The organism is Kitasatospora sp. NEAU-CNBT7 (assembly GCF_057220535.1).
Window position 1 is genome coordinate 142,032 of record NZ_JBXQQB010000009.1, and the last position, 14,739, is coordinate 156,770.

Here is a 14,739-nt window from a genome sequence, read left to right on the forward strand (position 1 = left end):
AGTCGCGGTCGTACTGTTCCGGATCCCGTGGACCCGAGTGCGCGATACTGGGATTGAACCAGTGACCCCTACCGTGTCAAGGTAGTGCTCTCCCGCTGAGCTAATCGCGCTCGTCCGCTGTCACAGTCGCGGTCGTACTGTTCCGGATCTTGTCGATCCGAGTGCGCGATACTGGGATTGAACCAGTGACCCCTACCGTGTCAAGGTAGTGCTCTCCCGCTGAGCTAATCGCGCGGGCAAGGACCCCCGGCGAACCAGGGGCACCTCTTGGAGGTGGAGACGGGATTTGAACCCGTGTACACGGCTTTGCAGGCCGTTGCCTCGCCTCTCGGCCACTCCACCAGGCAACTTCTGAAGAACGATCTTACCCTGTTCCCCATCGAGCGGACGACGAGATTCGAACTCGCGACCCTCACCTTGGCAAGGTGATGCTCTACCAACTGAGCCACGTCCGCCTGTCTCCCGGCCGCTTCCCCGATCTTTCTCGGCTCCGCGTCCCGGCGACGTGTTGAACTCTAGCGGATTCCCGGGCCAGCTAAAAATCCGTTCCCGCAGCGTGGCGCGGGGGTGGCCCCGAGGTGGCGGTTCGTCAGCCGGATCGGCCGTCCGGGGCACGGCGTCCCGCGGGACGCCGACCTACACTTCAGGCACCGGGGCCGCACCCCGGCCCGCGCGCCCGCACCCGGGCAGCAGTACCGAATCCGCGCAGGAGAACCGTGTCCGGCCGCACCGCCCAGCTCAGTCCCGACCAGCCGATGGCCCGCTTCGGCGGACTCCTCGCGACCGGGCTGCGCGAGGTGACCTCCGACCCGGCCGCGCTGGACTCGGCCGGCTTCTGGGCCGTCGCGTACGACTTCGAGGGCCGGCTGGTCTGCGCCCGCTTCGACGAACTCCACCCGGACCTGGCACCGCCGCGCACCGACCGCTGGCTCGGCCCGGCCCCGGACGCCTGGCACAGCTCCCTGGACCGGACCGCCTACACCGCGGGCGTCCGCCGGATCCGCGAGCACATCGCGGCCGGCGAGGTCTACCAGGCCAACCTCTGCCGGGTGCTGTCCGCGCCGCTGCCCGACCCGGAGCGCACCGACATCGACGCCCTCACCGGTCTGCTCGCCCACGGGAACCCGGCGCCGTACGCAGGAACGATCCGGCTGCCCTCGCACGGGGTGGAGATCGCCACCGCCTCGCCGGAGCTCTTCCTGCGCCGGGCCGGCGACACCGTCTCCTCCGGCCCGATCAAGGGCACCGGCCGGACCGAGCACGACCTGCTGGAGAAGGACCACGCCGAGAACGTCATGATCGTCGACCTGGTCCGCAACGACCTGGGCCGGGTCTGCGAGACCGGCAGCGTCACCGTGCCGGACCTGTGCGTGGTGGAGAAGCACCCGGGCCTGGTCCACCTGGTCTCCACCGTCCAGGGCACCCTGCGCGCCGACGCCGGCTGGCCCGGCCTGCTGGCCGGCACCTTCCCGCCCGGCTCGGTCACCGGCGCCCCCAAGTCCAGCGCGCTGCGGATCATCGAGGCCCTCGAGACCGCGCCGCGCGGACCGTACTGCGGCGCCGTCGGCTGGGTCGACGCCGACCGGGGCGAGGCCGAACTGGCCGTCGGCATCAGGACCTTCTGGATCGACCGGACCGGCGGCCGGCCCGTGCTGCGGTTCGGCACCGGCGCCGGCATCACCTGGGGGTCCGACCCCGAGCGCGAGTGGGACGAGACCGAGCTCAAGGCCTCCCGGCTGGTCGCGATAGCGTCGGGCACCCACGTCTACTGAGCCCCCCTGCCGCCACCCGGCACCCACCCCGGCACACCCCGAGGAGCAGCGCCCGATGAAGATCTGGGTCAACGGATCCCTGGCGGAGAGCGACACCGCGGCGCTCTCCGTGCTCGACCACGGCCTCACCGTCGGAGACGGCGTGTTCGAGACCGTGAAGGCCGCCGACGGCCGGGCTTTCGCGCTCACCCGCCACCTCGACCGGCTCGCCCGCTCCGCCCGCGGCCTCGGCCTGCCGGACCCGGACCACGCCGTGCTGCGCGAGGCCTGCGCCGAGGTCCTCGCGGCCAACCCGATGCCGCTCGGCCGGCTCCGGATCACCTACACCGGCGGCACCTGCCCGCTCGGCTCCGAGCGCGGCGACCAGCCGCCGAGCCTGGTGGTCGCCCTCGACACCGCCAAGCGCCGGCCGGACACCACCGCCGTGGTCACCGTCCCCTGGCGCCGCAACGAGCACAGCGCGGTCGCCGGCCTGAAGACCACCTCGTACGCCGAGAACGTGGTCGCCCTCGCCGCCGCCCACCGGGCCGGGGCCTCCGAGGCGCTGTTCGCCAACACCGCCGGGCTGCTCTGCGAGGGCACCGGCTCCAACGTCTTCCTGGTCGTCGACGGGCAGCTGCTCACCCCGACCCTGGCCTCCGGCTGCCTGGCGGGCATCACCCGGCAGCTCACCGTGGACTGGACCGGCGCCGAGGAACGGGACCTGCCGTTCGAGGCGCTCTTCGACGCCGAGGAGGTCTTCCTGACCTCCACCCTTCGCGACGTCCAGGCGGTCGCCCGGATCGACGGGCACGAACTGCCCGCCCCCGGCCCGGCCACCCTCAAGGCGATGGCCCAGTTCGCCGAGCGCAGCGCGGACGACCTCGACCCCTGAGCCCGCGCGCGGTGCCCGGCCGGTGGTAGAACCGGGCCCCCACCGGGAAGGGAGCCCCCATGACCACCACCCTGCGCCCCGAGGGCGACGAGCACCCCTGGCCCGGCGGCGGCCGCAGCCGGCGCTGGCAGATCCGGGTCAACGGCCGCCCGGTCGGCGGCCTGCGCACCACGGCCCTGCCCCGCGGCGAGCAGTGGTGGGGTGAGATCTCCGAACTGGAGGTGGTCGAGGGCCGCCGGCGCGGCCGGGCCACCATCGGGGCGCTGGCCGCCGAGGAGGTGCTGCGCGGCTGGGGGTGCAGCCGGGTCGACGTGGCGGTGCCGGCCGAGGCGCGGTCCGCCCTCGGCCTGGCCCGCGCGCTCGGCTACACCGAGCGGATGCGCAACATGGCCAAGCGGCTCACCACCCCGCCGGAGCTCCCACCGGGCCTGACGGTCCATCGGATCGGCCCCTCGGAGTACGAGGAGTGGCTGGCCGGCGCCCGGGCCGGCTACCTCGCCGACCTGACCGCCTCCGGGCTGACCCCGGCCCAGGCCCGGGCCAAGTCGGACGCCGACCACCTCCAGGTGCTGCCCCGCCGGGAGGCCACCGAAGGCGTGGCGCTGCGGCAGCTGCGGGACGCCGGGGGCAGCACCGTGGGCAGTCTCTGGGTGGCCCTGGCACAGGGCACTGCGCCCGACGGCGGGCCGCTCGCCTGGGTAATGGTCGTCCAGGTCGACGAGGCGCACCGGCGGCGCGGCCACGGCCGCGCCCTGATGCTGGTCGCCGAACGCGAATGCCTGGCGGCCGGCGTCCACCACCTCGGCCTGAACGTGTTCAGCAGCAACGAGAGCGCCGCCGCGCTCTACACCTCGCTCGGCTACCGGGTCACCCTGCGGGTCCTCGGCAAGCCGCTCTACTGACCGGCCGCCCGGTGCTGCTCGATCAGCTCGACGATCTGCGAGCGCAGCCCGTCCTGGCTCTTGCCGCCGTCCAGCCGCCGGCCGGCGATCACATAGGTGGGCGTGCCGCTCACCCCGATCGCCTTGCCCTCGGCCTGGTCGGCGTCGACCAGCAGCATGTGCCGGCCGTCGATCAGCGCCAGGTCGACCTCGTCGGCGTCCAGCCCGATCTCCTCGGCCACCGCCACCAGGAACTTCGCCCCGCCCCGCTCCAGCTCCGCGATCCGGCCGAGCACGGCCTCCACGTACTCCCAGCCGCGGCCCTGGTCGAAGGCCTCCTGGGCGGCCTCGGCGGCCTGGTAGGCGTGCTTGTGCTTCTCCAGCGGGAAGTGCCGCAGCTCGACGGTGAGGGCATCGCCGTACTGCGCGCGCAGCGCCCGCACGTCGTCCAGGGCGGTGCGGCAGTCCGGGCACTGGAGCTCGCACCAGAGCTCGAGGCGGGGGAGGGGGGCTTCGGTCATGGCCCCAGTCTCCCACCCGGCCGGGGCGGCCCCCACCGGGCCGGGACCCGGTGGCGGTGCCGACCGGGCCGGGCGCGGCCTCAGCCGGTGGCGACCGTCTCGGCGGAGCGCTGCCGGGCCCGGTAGGCGGCGACGTGCAGCCGGTTGCCGCAGGTCCGGCTGTCGCAGTAGCGGCGGGAGCGGTTGCGGGAGAGGTCCACGAAGACCCGGGCGCAGTCCGGCGCCTCGCAGCGGCGCAGCCGCTCGCGCTCGCCGGCCATCACGATGAAGGCCAGCGCCATCCCGAGCTCCGCCGCCAGGTGGTCCCCGAGGGCGGCGTGCGGGGCGAAGTAGTGGATGTGCCAGCCGTGGTGGTCGTGGTTGGTCAGCCGGGGCGTGGTGCCGGCCGCCGCCACCACGGCGTTGACCAGTTCGGCGGCCCGGTCGGTGGAGCCCGCCGAGAACACCTCGCGCAGCCGGCCGCGGAGCTGCTGGACGGCGGCCAGGTCGGCGGCGGTGAGGGCGTCGACCTCGCTGATCTCCTGGCGCACCACGAACGCCGCCAGCGCCGCCAGGTCCGGCAGCTGCTCGGCGCCGCACGCCTCGGGCGCGGTGTTGAGCAGTTCGACCAGAATGCTCAGCGCGCACTCGGTGTCATGGGTGATCAGCACGTGGGGGCTCCTCACGCGGCGGGGGCCGGTGCCTCCCGCGTCCGTCATCACCTGTGACTCTACCGGGAGCCACCGTCACCCGGCGGTGAACGGGCGGGTACACGCCAGCCCGCCGGCCGGGCACCGGGCCGCACCGACGCCGACGGCGCGGCCGCCACACCCGGTCAGGGGTGGAGGCCGCGCCGCCGGACGCGTTCCTCGCCGCGGTCGCGGTGGGCTGTCGCCCGCCGTGGCCGCGGATGGTGCTCCTCGCTCTGGGCCGCCCCCGGTGCCGCCGCAGGGCGGCCCGGTGCGCGTCCGTGCCCCCGAGTTGGACGGACGCAGTGTGAGGTTCGCCCCGCCGCTCGCCGGCGGCGGGCACCCCGGTCGGATCAGCTCTCGGCGAGGATGTGGGACAGCTCCCGGTCGAGGTCGAAGTGACGGTGTTCGGTGCCGGGCGGCACGGCGGCGTCGGTGCGCTTGAGGAACGACTCGAGCGCACGTGCCGGGGCTTCCAGCAGTGCTTCTCCTTCCGGAGAGCTCAGGGCGATGCAGACCACCCCCTGTCCATGGCTGCGCGAGGGCCACACCCGCACGTCGCCGGTGCCGGTGGGTCGGTGCAGCCCCTCCGCGAGGAGGTCACGGGCGAACACCCACTCAACGGTCTCGTCGGCACCGGTGTGGAACGTCGCGTGCACGGCATAGGGGTCGGCGGTGTCGTAGCGCAGGCCCGCGGGGACGGGCAGTGAGGACTCGCTGGACACGATGAGGCGCAGGTGCAGCTCGCAGCTGACCGTGGTGTTCATAAGCGCCAGGGCCTTTCGCTCAGTGTGCGCTCGGGGAATCGCACGTCGGCGAACGGACCATCCCACCTCTAAGCCCGCTGTAAACCCGTCTGTCCCGATTCAGGTGCGAGTCGTACCCCTTCCGGCGCATTGCGGAATCGCCGCGGCCACCCCGCTCGCCCCCGTCCCGCCCGGAACTCGGGTACTTTTCGCGGCATGGCTGTACGAAGTGACAAGGAACAGGCTGTGACGGCAGGCGACGACGGCCCCGTCGGCGGTGGCGGCGAGGCGGGGGACCGGGGGACCGGCTCCCGGGCGCCGCGGTTCGTCCGGCGCTCGCCCGCCTTGCACCAGAGCTGGCGGGTGATCGTCTTCGTGGCGGGGCTGGCGGTGGTCGTGCTGGGTGTGGCGATGCTGCCGCTGCCCGGCCCCGGCTGGGTGGTCATCTTCCTGGGCATGGGGATCTGGGCGACCGAGTTCGAGTGGGCCCGCCGGGTGCTGCGCTGGACCAGGCAGAAGGTGGCCGAGGCGGCCCACCGGGCGATGGACCCGAAGGTCCGCCGCCGCAACCTGGTGATCACCGCGCTGGTGGTGGCGGTGCTCGCCGCGGGCGCCGGCTGGTACCTGTGGCGTTACGGGGTGGCGCTGCCCTGGTAGCCGGGGCCCGGCCGGGGAGTGTTCGGAGCACCCCCGCAGATGGGGTAATGTTTTCCCTGCACCCGGGCGATTAGCTCAGCGGGAGAGCACTTCGTTCACACCGAAGGGGTCACTGGTTCGATCCCAGTATCGCCCACCGGAATGCAGAGTAAGGCGTAGGGCCCCGGCCATTCATTGGCCGGGGCCCTTGCTTTTTATATCGGCGGCCGTAACTCCTGATGCCTATTCACCAGTGGGGTGCGCAGCGGGATCTGTGGGGGCGTCGGCCCGGGCCGGTGGAAGCGGATTGCGGACCCGGGGCCAAGTAGTGCTAGTCTTCTTCTCGTTGCCCGGGCGATTAGCTCAGCGGGAGAGCACTTCGTTCACACCGAAGGGGTCACTGGTTCGATCCCAGTATCGCCCACCGAGCACAACCGTCAGGCCCCGACCACCAGTTGGTCGGGGCCTGACTGCTGTTCGGGGACCTTCGGGCGCCCGGGCGCTCAGGCCGCCAGCTCGCACCGGTGGTCGGCGGTCAGGGCGAGGCCGCAGCCGCACCGGGCCGGCCGCAGCGGCCAGGCGAAGTCCACCCGCTCCTCGCTGCCCGACCGCTCGAACCACCGCTGCAGGCCGCGGGCCTGGGCCGCGTGCCAGACGGCCTGGCGCAGGTGGAGCTCGGGCGGGGTCAGCGTGCCGAGCCGGTCCGGGAAGCGGGAGCCGAGGGCCCGCACCAGGTTGAGCGCCGCGGTGGCGTCCGCGGCGGCGTCGTGGGCGCCGACCAGGCTGATGTCGTAGTGCGCGCACAGGTCGGTCAGGGTGCGCCGGCCCTTGCGGTAGCGGTCCACGTGCTTGTCCAGCACCCACGGGTCCAGCACCAGGAGTTCGGTGCCGGCCAGGCCGGCGGCCAGTGAGGTGCCGGCGTGCCGGCGCAGCTCGCGGTCGAGCAGGGTGAGGTCGTACGGGGCGTTCATCACCACCACCGGGACGCCGGCCAGGGCCTGTTCGGCCAGTGCGCGGGCGATCTCGCCGACCACCGCGCGGGCCGGGCGGCCGTGGGCGCGGACCTGCTCGTCGCTGATGCCGTGCACGGCGCGGGCGCCGTCCGGGATCGGCACCCCGGGGTCGGCGAGCCAGCTGGTGGTGCGGGCGGGCAGGCCGGGGGCGTGTTGCAGGACCAGGGCGGCGGAGACGATCCGGTCGGACTCGACGTCCACGCCGGTGGTCTCGGTGTCGAATGAGGCGAGCGGACCTTCGTACCAGTGCCGAGACTGCTGCATGACTGCCCCTCACGGTGCCACCGGGCGGGGCGCGGCGCTCCGCCGAGGACCAGCGGCGCGCCGCGCCCAGCGGCGTTACGCAGTGGTGATACCGCAGTTGACGACCGCTCAATCCCCGGTGCGGACCGTCCGCCCACCGGGGCGGTGTCACGGACCGTGAGGGCGTGGTCACTGGTGCGCCGGGGTGGTATCGGTGCACGGTGGACGGCCCCGTCCCGTTACCATCGGGTTGCGCAGCAGAGTGCTGCGGCACACAGATGTCAGGAGAGACCGGTGACCGACGTCCGGATCATCATCAACCGCGAACCCGATCGGGAAGAGCGCGTGGTGACCACGGGCACTACCGCCGCCGATCTCTTCGCCGACGACCGCTCGATCATCGCGGCGCGGGTGGCGGGCGCGCTGAAGGACCTCGCGTACCAGGTGCAGGACGGTGACGAGGTCGAGCCGGTCGCGATCGGCAGCAAGGACGGCCTGGACATCCTGCGGCACTCGACCGCGCACGTGATGGCGCAGGCCGTGCAGGAGCTCTTCCCGGAGGCCAAGCTCGGCATCGGCCCGCCGATCAAGGACGGCTTCTACTACGACTTCGACGTCGAGAAGCCGTTCCACCCCGATGACCTCAAGGCCATCGAGAAGAAGATGCAGGAGATCATCAAGCGCGGGCAGAAGTTCTCCCGCCGGGTGGTCACCGACGAGGCCGCCCGCGAGGAGCTGGCCGCCGAGCCGTTCAAGCTCGAGCTGATCGGCCTCAAGGGCAGCGCCTCGGTGGAGGACGGCGCCTCGGTCGAGGTCGGCGCCGGCGAGCTGACCATCTACGACAACCTGGACGCCAAGACCGGCGACGTGTGCTGGGGCGACCTGTGCCGCGGCCCGCACCTGCCCTCCACCCGCAACATCCCGGCCTTCAAGCTGATGCGCTCGGCCGCCGCGTACTGGCGCGGCAGCGAGAAGAACCCGCAGCTCCAGCGCCTGTACGGGACCGCCTGGCCGACCAAGGACGAGCTGAAGGCGCACCTGGAGTTCCTGGAGGAGGCCGCCAAGCGCGACCACCGCAAGCTCGGCAGCGAGCTCGACCTGTTCTCCATCCCGGAGGAGATCGGCTCCGGCCTCGCGGTCTTCCACCCCAAGGGCGGTGTGATGCGCCGGGTGATGGAGGACTACTCGCGCAAGCGCCACGAGGAGTCCGGCTACGAGTTCGTCTACTCGCCGCACGCCACCAAGGGCACCCTGTTCGAGCTCTCCGGCCACCTGGACTGGTACGCCGACGGCATGTACCCGCCCATGAAGCTCGACGGCGAGACGGACTACTACCTCAAGCCGATGAACTGCCCGATGCACAACCTGATCTACCGCTCGCGCGGCCGGTCGTACCGCGAACTGCCCCTGCGGCTCTTCGAGTTCGGCACCGTGTACCGGTACGAGAAGTCGGGCGTGGTGCACGGCCTGACCCGGGCCCGCGGCTTCACCCAGGACGACGCGCACATCTACTGCACCCGTGAGCAGATGGCGGACGAGCTGGACTCGCTGCTCACCTTCGTGCTGAACCTGCTGCGCGACTACGGCCTGAACGACTTCTACCTGGAGCTCTCGACCAAGGACCCGGAGAAGTTCATCGGGTCGGACGAGGACTGGGAGGAGGCCACCGAGACCCTGCGGGCGGCCGCCGAGAAGCAGGGCCTGGAGCTCGTCCTCGACCCGGCCGGTGCGGCGTTCTACGGCCCGAAGATCTCGGTGCAGGCCAAGGACGCGATCGGCCGGACCTGGCAGATGTCGACCATCCAGGTCGACTTCCAGCTGCCGCAGCGCTTCGAGCTGGAGTTCCAGGGCTCGGACGGCAACCGGCAGCGGCCGGTCATGATCCACCGGGCGCTGTTCGGCTCGATCGAGCGCTTCTTCGCGGTGCTGCTGGAGCACTACGCCGGCGCCATGCCGCCGTGGCTGGCCCCGGTCACCGTGGTCGGCATCCCGATCACCGACGAGCACATCCCGTACCTGCGCGAGGTCGCGGCCGAGCTGAAGAAGCACGGCATCCGGGTCGAGGTGGACGCCTCGGACGACCGGATGCAGAAGAAGATCCGCAACGCGCAGAAGCAGAAGGTCCCCTTCATGCTGATCGCGGGCAACGACGACGTCGAGGCGGGTGCGGTCTCCTTCCGCTACCGCAGCGGCGAGCAGAAGAACGGCGTCCCGGTGGCCGACGCGGTCGCCGAGATCGTCGACGCCGTGGAGCGCCGCATCCAGGTGTGATCCGGCGGCGGTGGCACGGTGCGGGGCAGGCTCGAACGAGTCTGCCCCGCACTGGTTTCCCGGCGGGCTCCGGCGCCTATGCTGATCAGCATGACGAGCGAGCCGGAACTGCAGCAGGGCGTGGGGGAGCCGGACGGCTTCCAGCGCCTGTGGACCCCCCACCGGATGGCGTACATCCAGGGTGAGAACAAGCCCACCGGGCCGGCCCCCGGCGACGGCTGCCCGTTCTGCTCGATCCCCGCCCTCAGCGACGAGGACGGGTTGATCATCGCGCGCGGCGGCTCGGTCTTCGCGGTGCTCAACCTGTACCCGTACAACGGCGGCCACCTGATGGTGGTCCCCTACCGGCACGTCGCCGACTACACCGACCTCGACCCGGCGGAGACCGCCGAGCTGGCCGACTACACCAAGCGCGCGATGACCGCGCTGCGGGCCGCCGCCGGCGCGCACGGCTTCAACATCGGGATGAACCAGGGCGCCGCGGCCGGTGCCGGGATCGCCGCCCACCTGCACCAGCACGTGGTGCCGCGCTGGGGCGGGGACACCAACTTCATGCCGGTGGTCGGCCACACCAAGGTGCTGCCGCAACTGCTCGCCGACACCCGCAAGATGCTGGCCGAGCTCTGGCCGCAGGACTGAGACGCGGGCCGGCGCGACGCGGTACGGCACAGGGCCGGCCCCGGGGATCGGGGCCGGCCCTGCGGCGTCGTACGGTGCCGGCTCAGCCCGCGTCGTAGCGGTCCGCGTGGTACGGACGGGCGCCCTGCATCTCGGACTTCATGATGTTCGAGCGGTTGGTGAAGCGGTCGGTGGAGACGTCGTGCTCGTCCAGGAAGTCCATCGTCGCGGCCAGGATGACGTTGACCACCGGGGTCGCCCCCTGGATCACGTCGTCGGACTTGAACCGGCTCGGCCAGGTCTTGTCCGCCCAGGAGGCGCGCAGGCTGAACGGCTCCGGCAGCCCGACCGAGCCGCCCAGCCAGGTGAGCAGGGTCGGGATGCGCATGAACGGCGCCCGCACCGCCTGCCGGACCACCTCGTCGTTGTCCACCAGGGAGAGCTGGACGGTCTGCTCCTCCCAGAACCGGACCGGCTTGGCGACGTTCTTCTCCTTGGGCTTGGGTTTGCCCGTGAAGTAGCCGGCGATCGGCCCGAGCGCGTGGCCGGCCACGCTGACCCGCAGGTTGTTGTGCAGCACCGAGATGTCCACCAGCAGGGTCGCCACCAGCTGGCCCTTGTGCAGCACGAACTGCACCGCGACCCGGTGCCGCAGGTCGGTGCCGTAGGTCTGCCGGTTGGCCACCTCGCCGACGGCGAAGTCGCGCATCCGGAAGCCGTCCATCTCGCTGCCGCCGGGCCGGCCGATCTCGTCCGCGCCCTCCGGGATGTCCTGGACCACCCACTGGTGGACGGCGGGCCGGGGCATCGCGCCGTTCGGGATCTCGCTGGTGGCCAGCGAGCCGAGCCGGTCGGCGATCTTGCGGGCCAGGTCGTAGATGTGGAAGGTGCGGAAGTCCTCGTGGCCGTCGGCGGGCCGCAGGTCCTCGGACAGGTCCCAGTTCGCCCAGCGGGCGCCGACCCCCAGGATGCCCTTGGTGCCGGCGTAGTGGTGGACGTTGGTCTCCTGCTCGGCCGTCAGACGGTCGAGCGAGCCCTTGAGTTCGGTGGCCTTCTTGTCGAGGTGGTCCCGGGGGACCGCCTTGGGCACGGTGGCGGCGACCGCACTGCCCTCGACCAGACCGCTCCAGCGCGACCGGAGTTCGACCGTGGAGCGCAGCGCGATCCGCTTGGCCAGGAACCAGCCGGCCACCGGGCCCAGCATCATCACCCGGAAGTACAGCCCCCAGATCCCGCCGACCGGCGGCCGGACGGCGAACAGCACCGCCAGCGCGGCGGCGGCCAGCAGGGCCAGGGTGCCGAAGAAGCCGTCGCGGGCCGAACCGGCCTTGGCGAAGTACGCGCGCACCTGGTAGGCGGCCAGCCAGATCAGGGTGCCGGGCAGGAAGACCCCGCCGCAGAGCACGGTGACGGTGCTGAGCTGACGGTCCCGGGCGTCCCGCAGGTCCTGGGCGGCCAGGCAGTGCTCGACCACCATCCGGACGTCGGTGCCGAAGGAGGGCACCAGCGGATTGCGCTTGGGCGGCAGGGTGCGGTCGAGCAGGGCACGGCTGAAGGCCTCGCCGGCGCTCGGCCGGAAGAGGGCGAACTTGCCCTCCTTGACCTTGACCCCGGCGAGGTCGCCGAGCACCTTGTAGTCGCCGTCGCGGTAGGCCGCCGAGGAGAGCGCCTGGGTGACCGCGGTCTGGTTGCCGACGTCCGTCCGGGGTATCTGCGCACCCGGGGTCATGTCGAGCTGGCTCACTGTGGCAGGCCCTCCTCCCCTTGTCAGCGGCAGGTTACCGTGCCGCCGCCCCGTCGCGTGGATGATCGTCTGAACCGCTGTCACATCTCGGCCACCACCGGTCCCGTCCCTGATGGTGCCCGTTCACGGCGCGCTTCGATCCTCCGCCGACCGGTTGTCTTCCGGGGGCGCGCGGATGAGGCAGGATCGGGGCATGGCTGAGGACATGCGGCGGGATCCGGTACTCGTCTTCGACGGCGACTGCGGTTTCTGCACCACCTGCGTCAACTTCGCGGAGCGCTACCTGCGGGCGACCCTCGCCTCGGGCGGCTGGAGCGCCGTGCCGTACCAGTTCGCCGACCTGGCGGCGCTGGACCGGCAGGCCGGCGGGCGCGGACTGGTCACCGAGCAGCGGGCCGGGCAGGAGGTGCTGTGGGTGACGCCGACCGGCGAGGTGTACGGGGGCGCACAGGCGGCCGCCCGGCTGCTGCTGCGCTCCGGCGGCGCCTGGGCGTACCTGGGCGGGTTCCTCGCGCTGGCGCCGGTACGGCCGGTGGCGGCGGCGGTCTACCGCTTCACGGCCCGCCACCGCCACCGCTTCCCGGGCGGCACCGCGGCCTGCGCGCTGCCGCGGCGCTGACCCGGCCGGCACCCGTCCGGGTCCGGGAGGCCTCCTCGCCGGACGCGGCGGTCAGGAGGCCTTCTCGTAGCGGGCCGCGACCGCCGCCGGCATCGGCGCGTGCCGCAGGTAGCTGCGGGAGAAGCTGCCGGTGCCGTGCGAGAGCGAGCGCAGGTCCACCGGGTAGTGGGTCAGCTCGATCTCCGGCACCTCGGCCCGGACCAGGCTGAGACCGGGGCCGCAGGGCTCGGTGCCCAGCACGTGCCCGCGCCGGGCGGACAGGTCGCTCAGCACCGCGCCCTGGTACTCGTCGGGCAGCATCACCTGGACCTCGTCGACGGGCTCCAGCAGCTGCACCTTGGCCTGGCCGGCGGCCTCCTTGAGGGCGAGCGCGGCCGCGGTCTGGAACGCCGCGTCGGAGGAGTCCACCGAGTGCGCCTTGCCGTCGGTCAGGGTGACCCGGATGTCGGTCACCGGATAGCCGGCCAGCACGCCGTGGGCGAGCTGCGCCCGGACCCCCTTCTCCACGGACGGGATGAAGTTGCGCGGCACCGAACCGCCGACCACGTGGTCGACGAACTCGAAGCCGCCGCCCGGCAGCGGCTCCACGGTCAGGTCGCAGATCGCGTACTGGCCGTGCCCGCCGGACTGCTTGACGTGCCGGCCGTGGCCCTCGGCCCGGCTGCCGAAGGTCTCCCGCAGCGCCACCCGGTACGGGACCGCGTCCACGTGCACGCCGTAGCGCGAGCGCAGCCGGTCCAGGGCGACCGCCTGGTGGGCCTCGCCGGTGCACCAGAGCACCAGTTGGTGGGTGTCGGGGTTCTGCTCGACCAGCAGCGCCGGGTCCTGGGCGGCGAGCTTGGCGAGGCTCTGGGAGAGCCGGTCCTCGTCGGCCTTGCTGTGCGCCTCGACCGCGACCGGCAGCAGGGACTCCGGCAGCGGCCAGGGCGGCAGCACGTCGGACCCGGTGGTCAGGGTGTCGCCGGTGCGGGCGCCGGCGAGCTTGGCGACGCAGACGATGTCGCCGGCCGTGCCCTGTCCGATCGGGCGCTGCTGGCGGCCGAACGGGCAGCTCAGGCCGGTGATCCGCTCGTCGGGGCGGCCCGGCAGCCCGACCGCGGTGTCGGGCCGCAGGGTCCCGGAGAACACCCGGGTGAGGCTGAGCCGGCCCACGTACGGGTCCTCGCCGGTGTGGATCACCTGGGCGGCGAGCGGGGCGTCGGCGTCGCAGGCGGGGAGGTCGTCGGCCCGTTCCAGCGGGGACGGGAAGGCGGCGGCGATCAGGTCGAGCAGCTCCTCGGCGCCGGGGGCGGGCCCGCCGGGTTCGGCGGGCGGCGCGGTGGCGAGCACGGGGTGCAGGGTGTCCTGGCGCAGTTCGCGGCGCAGCGCCGCGGTCAGCGCCTCGGTGTCGAGCTCCTCGCCGGCCAGGTAGCGCTCGAGCAGGGTGTCGTCCTCGCCGGCGATGGCCTCGGCCAGCAGGCTGCGCTCGGCGGTCAGGTCGCCGCTGTCGCCCGGGTCGCCGCGGCGGGTGCCGGTGAGCAGTTCGACCGAGCCGGTCAGGTGCCCGTCGGTGAGGGTGTAGTGGTGCAGCGGCAGCAGGGTGTCGGTGCGGCCGTCGGCGAGGTCGGCCCGCAGGGCGGTGAGGGTCTCGTCGAGGCGGACCCGGGCCGCGTTGAGGTGGGTGAGCACGACGGCCCGCGGCAGGCCCGCGTCGGCGCACTGGCGCCACAGCGCGAGCACGGCAGGTCCGACGGGTTCGGTGGCGGAGATCACGAACAGGGCGGCCTCGGCGGCGCGCAGGCCGGCCTGCAGCTCGCCCGCGAAGTCGGCGTAGCCGGGCGCGTCCAGCAGGTTGATCTTGGTGTCGCGCCAGGCGAGCGGGATCAGCGAGAGCTGGACGGAGCGCTGCTGCTGGTGCTCGATCTCCTCGTGGTCGCCGACGGTGGTCCCGTCGGGGACGGTCCCGGCCCTGGTGAGGGCGCCGGCGGTGAGCGCGAGGGACTCCGCCAGCGTGGTCTTGCCGGCCCCGCTGGCGCCGACCAGAACGACGTTGCGCAGCTGGTCGGGGCGCTCGACGGTGGGGGCGGGGCTGTGGGTGACTGTCCGGTCCGGCATGCTCTTCTCACCTCCGTACGCCCCGCTGGTCCGCTACTG

13 protein-coding genes and 6 tRNA genes are annotated in these 14,739 nt (G+C 72.8%); 9 read left to right on the forward strand and 10 right to left on the reverse strand.

Going from position 1 to position 14,739, the window contains the following annotated elements:
* Positions 1 to 38: 38 nt before the first annotated feature.
* The 4 genes from AC2TEW_RS14935 to AC2TEW_RS14950 form a co-directional block, all read right to left on the reverse strand.
* A tRNA-Val gene (locus AC2TEW_RS14935) sits at positions 39 to 110 on the reverse strand.
* Between the two features lie 52 nt (positions 111 to 162).
* Positions 163 to 234 (reverse strand) — tRNA-Val (locus tag AC2TEW_RS14940).
* 34 nt (positions 235 to 268) lie between these two features.
* Positions 269 to 342 (reverse strand) — tRNA-Cys (locus tag AC2TEW_RS14945).
* Positions 343 to 382: 40 nt separating this feature from the next.
* Positions 383 to 455, reverse strand: a tRNA-Gly gene (locus tag AC2TEW_RS14950).
* 300 nt (positions 456 to 755) lie between these two features.
* On the opposite strand from AC2TEW_RS14950, the gene AC2TEW_RS14955 reads away from it, so the two are divergent.
* Genes AC2TEW_RS14955 through AC2TEW_RS14965 form a run of 3 tightly spaced genes read left to right on the forward strand, consistent with a single transcriptional unit; the run spans position 756 to position 3,548 of the window.
* Positions 756 to 1,772, forward strand: coding sequence for a chorismate-binding protein (locus AC2TEW_RS14955; RefSeq protein WP_484623893.1), 1,017 nt, complete (start codon positions 756 to 758; stop codon positions 1,770 to 1,772).
* Positions 1,773 to 1,827: 55 nt separating this feature from the next.
* Positions 1,828 to 2,646, forward strand: a complete 819-nt coding sequence (locus AC2TEW_RS14960; RefSeq protein ID WP_484623818.1) for an aminotransferase class IV — start codon at positions 1,828 to 1,830, stop codon at positions 2,644 to 2,646.
* A 59-nt stretch (positions 2,647 to 2,705) separates the two neighbouring features.
* On the forward strand, positions 2,706 to 3,548 hold the full coding sequence (locus AC2TEW_RS14965) for a GNAT family N-acetyltransferase (protein ID WP_484623819.1): 843 nt from the start codon (positions 2,706 to 2,708) through the stop codon (positions 3,546 to 3,548).
* Here AC2TEW_RS14965 and AC2TEW_RS14970 read toward each other — a convergent pair.
* The 3 genes from AC2TEW_RS14970 to AC2TEW_RS14980 all read right to left on the reverse strand — a co-directional run bounded on the left by AC2TEW_RS14970 (position 3,542) and on the right by AC2TEW_RS14980 (position 5,483).
* Positions 3,542 to 4,048 (reverse strand): DsbA family protein, encoded by a 507-nt coding sequence (locus AC2TEW_RS14970; protein ID WP_484623820.1) that lies wholly within the window; start codon positions 4,046 to 4,048, stop codon positions 3,542 to 3,544. The two genes, AC2TEW_RS14965 and AC2TEW_RS14970, sit on opposite strands and share 7 nt — an antisense overlap.
* 80 nt (positions 4,049 to 4,128) lie before the next feature.
* Positions 4,129 to 4,698 (reverse strand): CGNR zinc finger domain-containing protein, encoded by a 570-nt coding sequence (locus tag AC2TEW_RS14975; RefSeq protein ID WP_484623821.1) that lies wholly within the window; start codon positions 4,696 to 4,698, stop codon positions 4,129 to 4,131.
* Between the two features lie 371 nt (positions 4,699 to 5,069).
* Positions 5,070 to 5,483 carry an SsgA family sporulation/cell division regulator gene (locus AC2TEW_RS14980; protein ID WP_030056266.1) on the reverse strand — a complete coding sequence of 138 codons (414 nt, stop codon included), beginning with the start codon at positions 5,481 to 5,483 and terminating at the stop codon, positions 5,070 to 5,072.
* 195 nt (positions 5,484 to 5,678) lie between these two features.
* Between AC2TEW_RS14980 and AC2TEW_RS14985 the strand changes: the two genes are divergently transcribed.
* The 3 genes from AC2TEW_RS14985 to AC2TEW_RS14995 all read left to right on the forward strand — a co-directional run bounded on the left by AC2TEW_RS14985 (position 5,679) and on the right by AC2TEW_RS14995 (position 6,522).
* Positions 5,679 to 6,119, forward strand: coding sequence for a TIGR02611 family protein (locus AC2TEW_RS14985; protein ID WP_484623822.1), 441 nt, complete (start codon positions 5,679 to 5,681; stop codon positions 6,117 to 6,119).
* Positions 6,120 to 6,183: 64 nt separating this feature from the next.
* Positions 6,184 to 6,255, forward strand: a tRNA-Val gene (locus AC2TEW_RS14990).
* A 195-nt stretch (positions 6,256 to 6,450) separates the two neighbouring features.
* Positions 6,451 to 6,522: transfer RNA gene (locus tag AC2TEW_RS14995), tRNA-Val, on the forward strand.
* 79 nt (positions 6,523 to 6,601) lie between these two features.
* Here AC2TEW_RS14995 and AC2TEW_RS15000 read toward each other — a convergent pair.
* The gene (locus AC2TEW_RS15000; protein WP_484623823.1) at positions 6,602 to 7,375 is read right to left on the reverse strand and encodes a 3'-5' exonuclease; all 774 of its coding nucleotides are present in this window, start codon (positions 7,373 to 7,375) and stop codon (positions 6,602 to 6,604) included.
* A 273-nt stretch (positions 7,376 to 7,648) separates the two neighbouring features.
* Here AC2TEW_RS15000 and thrS point away from each other — a divergent pair, with 273 nt between their 5' ends.
* Together thrS and AC2TEW_RS15010 are read left to right on the forward strand one after the other, a co-directional pair.
* Entirely contained in the window at positions 7,649 to 9,625 is a 1,977-nt protein-coding gene (thrS, locus tag AC2TEW_RS15005; protein WP_484623824.1) for a threonine--tRNA ligase, read from the forward strand.
* Between the two features lie 78 nt (positions 9,626 to 9,703).
* Complete coding sequence (locus tag AC2TEW_RS15010; protein WP_484623825.1) at positions 9,704 to 10,264, forward strand: HIT family protein; 561 nt, start codon at positions 9,704 to 9,706, stop codon at positions 10,262 to 10,264.
* Positions 10,265 to 10,346: 82 nt separating this feature from the next.
* Here the strand turns inward: AC2TEW_RS15010 and AC2TEW_RS15015 are convergent, their stop codons facing one another.
* Entirely contained in the window at positions 10,347 to 11,987 is a 1,641-nt protein-coding gene (locus AC2TEW_RS15015) for an AbeC-like domain-containing protein (protein WP_484623826.1), read from the reverse strand.
* 205 nt (positions 11,988 to 12,192) lie between these two features.
* On the opposite strand from AC2TEW_RS15015, the gene AC2TEW_RS15020 reads away from it, so the two are divergent.
* Positions 12,193 to 12,606, forward strand: coding sequence for a thiol-disulfide oxidoreductase DCC family protein (locus tag AC2TEW_RS15020; protein WP_484623894.1), 414 nt, complete (start codon positions 12,193 to 12,195; stop codon positions 12,604 to 12,606).
* Positions 12,607 to 12,657: 51 nt separating this feature from the next.
* Here the strand turns inward: AC2TEW_RS15020 and AC2TEW_RS15025 are convergent, their stop codons facing one another.
* The gene (locus AC2TEW_RS15025) at positions 12,658 to 14,700 is read right to left on the reverse strand and encodes an elongation factor G (protein ID WP_484623827.1); all 2,043 of its coding nucleotides are present in this window, start codon (positions 14,698 to 14,700) and stop codon (positions 12,658 to 12,660) included.
* Between the last annotated feature and the right edge of the window lie 39 nt (positions 14,701 to 14,739).

Bases quoted from the DNA above. Each gene is read 5' to 3' on its own strand.
- AC2TEW_RS14955 (WP_484623893.1), top strand. From the start codon at position 756: ATGGCCCGCTTCGGCGGACTCCTCGCGACCGGGCTGCGCGAGGTGACC.
- AC2TEW_RS14960 (WP_484623818.1), top strand. From the start codon at position 1,828: ATGAAGATCTGGGTCAACGGATCCCTGGCGGAGAGCGACACCGCGGCG.
- AC2TEW_RS14965 (WP_484623819.1), top strand. From the start codon at position 2,706: ATGACCACCACCCTGCGCCCCGAGGGCGACGAGCACCCCTGGCCCGGC.
- AC2TEW_RS14970 (WP_484623820.1), bottom strand. From the start codon at position 4,048: ATGACCGAAGCCCCCCTCCCCCGCCTCGAGCTCTGGTGCGAGCTCCAG.
- AC2TEW_RS14980 (WP_030056266.1), bottom strand. From the start codon at position 5,483: ATGAACACCACGGTCAGCTGCGAGCTGCACCTGCGCCTCATCGTGTCC.
- AC2TEW_RS14985 (WP_484623822.1), top strand. From the start codon at position 5,679: ATGGCTGTACGAAGTGACAAGGAACAGGCTGTGACGGCAGGCGACGAC.
- AC2TEW_RS15000 (WP_484623823.1), bottom strand. From the start codon at position 7,375: ATGCAGCAGTCTCGGCACTGGTACGAAGGTCCGCTCGCCTCATTCGAC.
- AC2TEW_RS15010 (WP_484623825.1), top strand. From the start codon at position 9,704: ATGCTGATCAGCATGACGAGCGAGCCGGAACTGCAGCAGGGCGTGGGG.
- AC2TEW_RS15020 (WP_484623894.1), top strand. From the start codon at position 12,193: ATGCGGCGGGATCCGGTACTCGTCTTCGACGGCGACTGCGGTTTCTGC.
- AC2TEW_RS15025 (WP_484623827.1), bottom strand. From the start codon at position 14,700: ATGCCGGACCGGACAGTCACCCACAGCCCCGCCCCCACCGTCGAGCGC.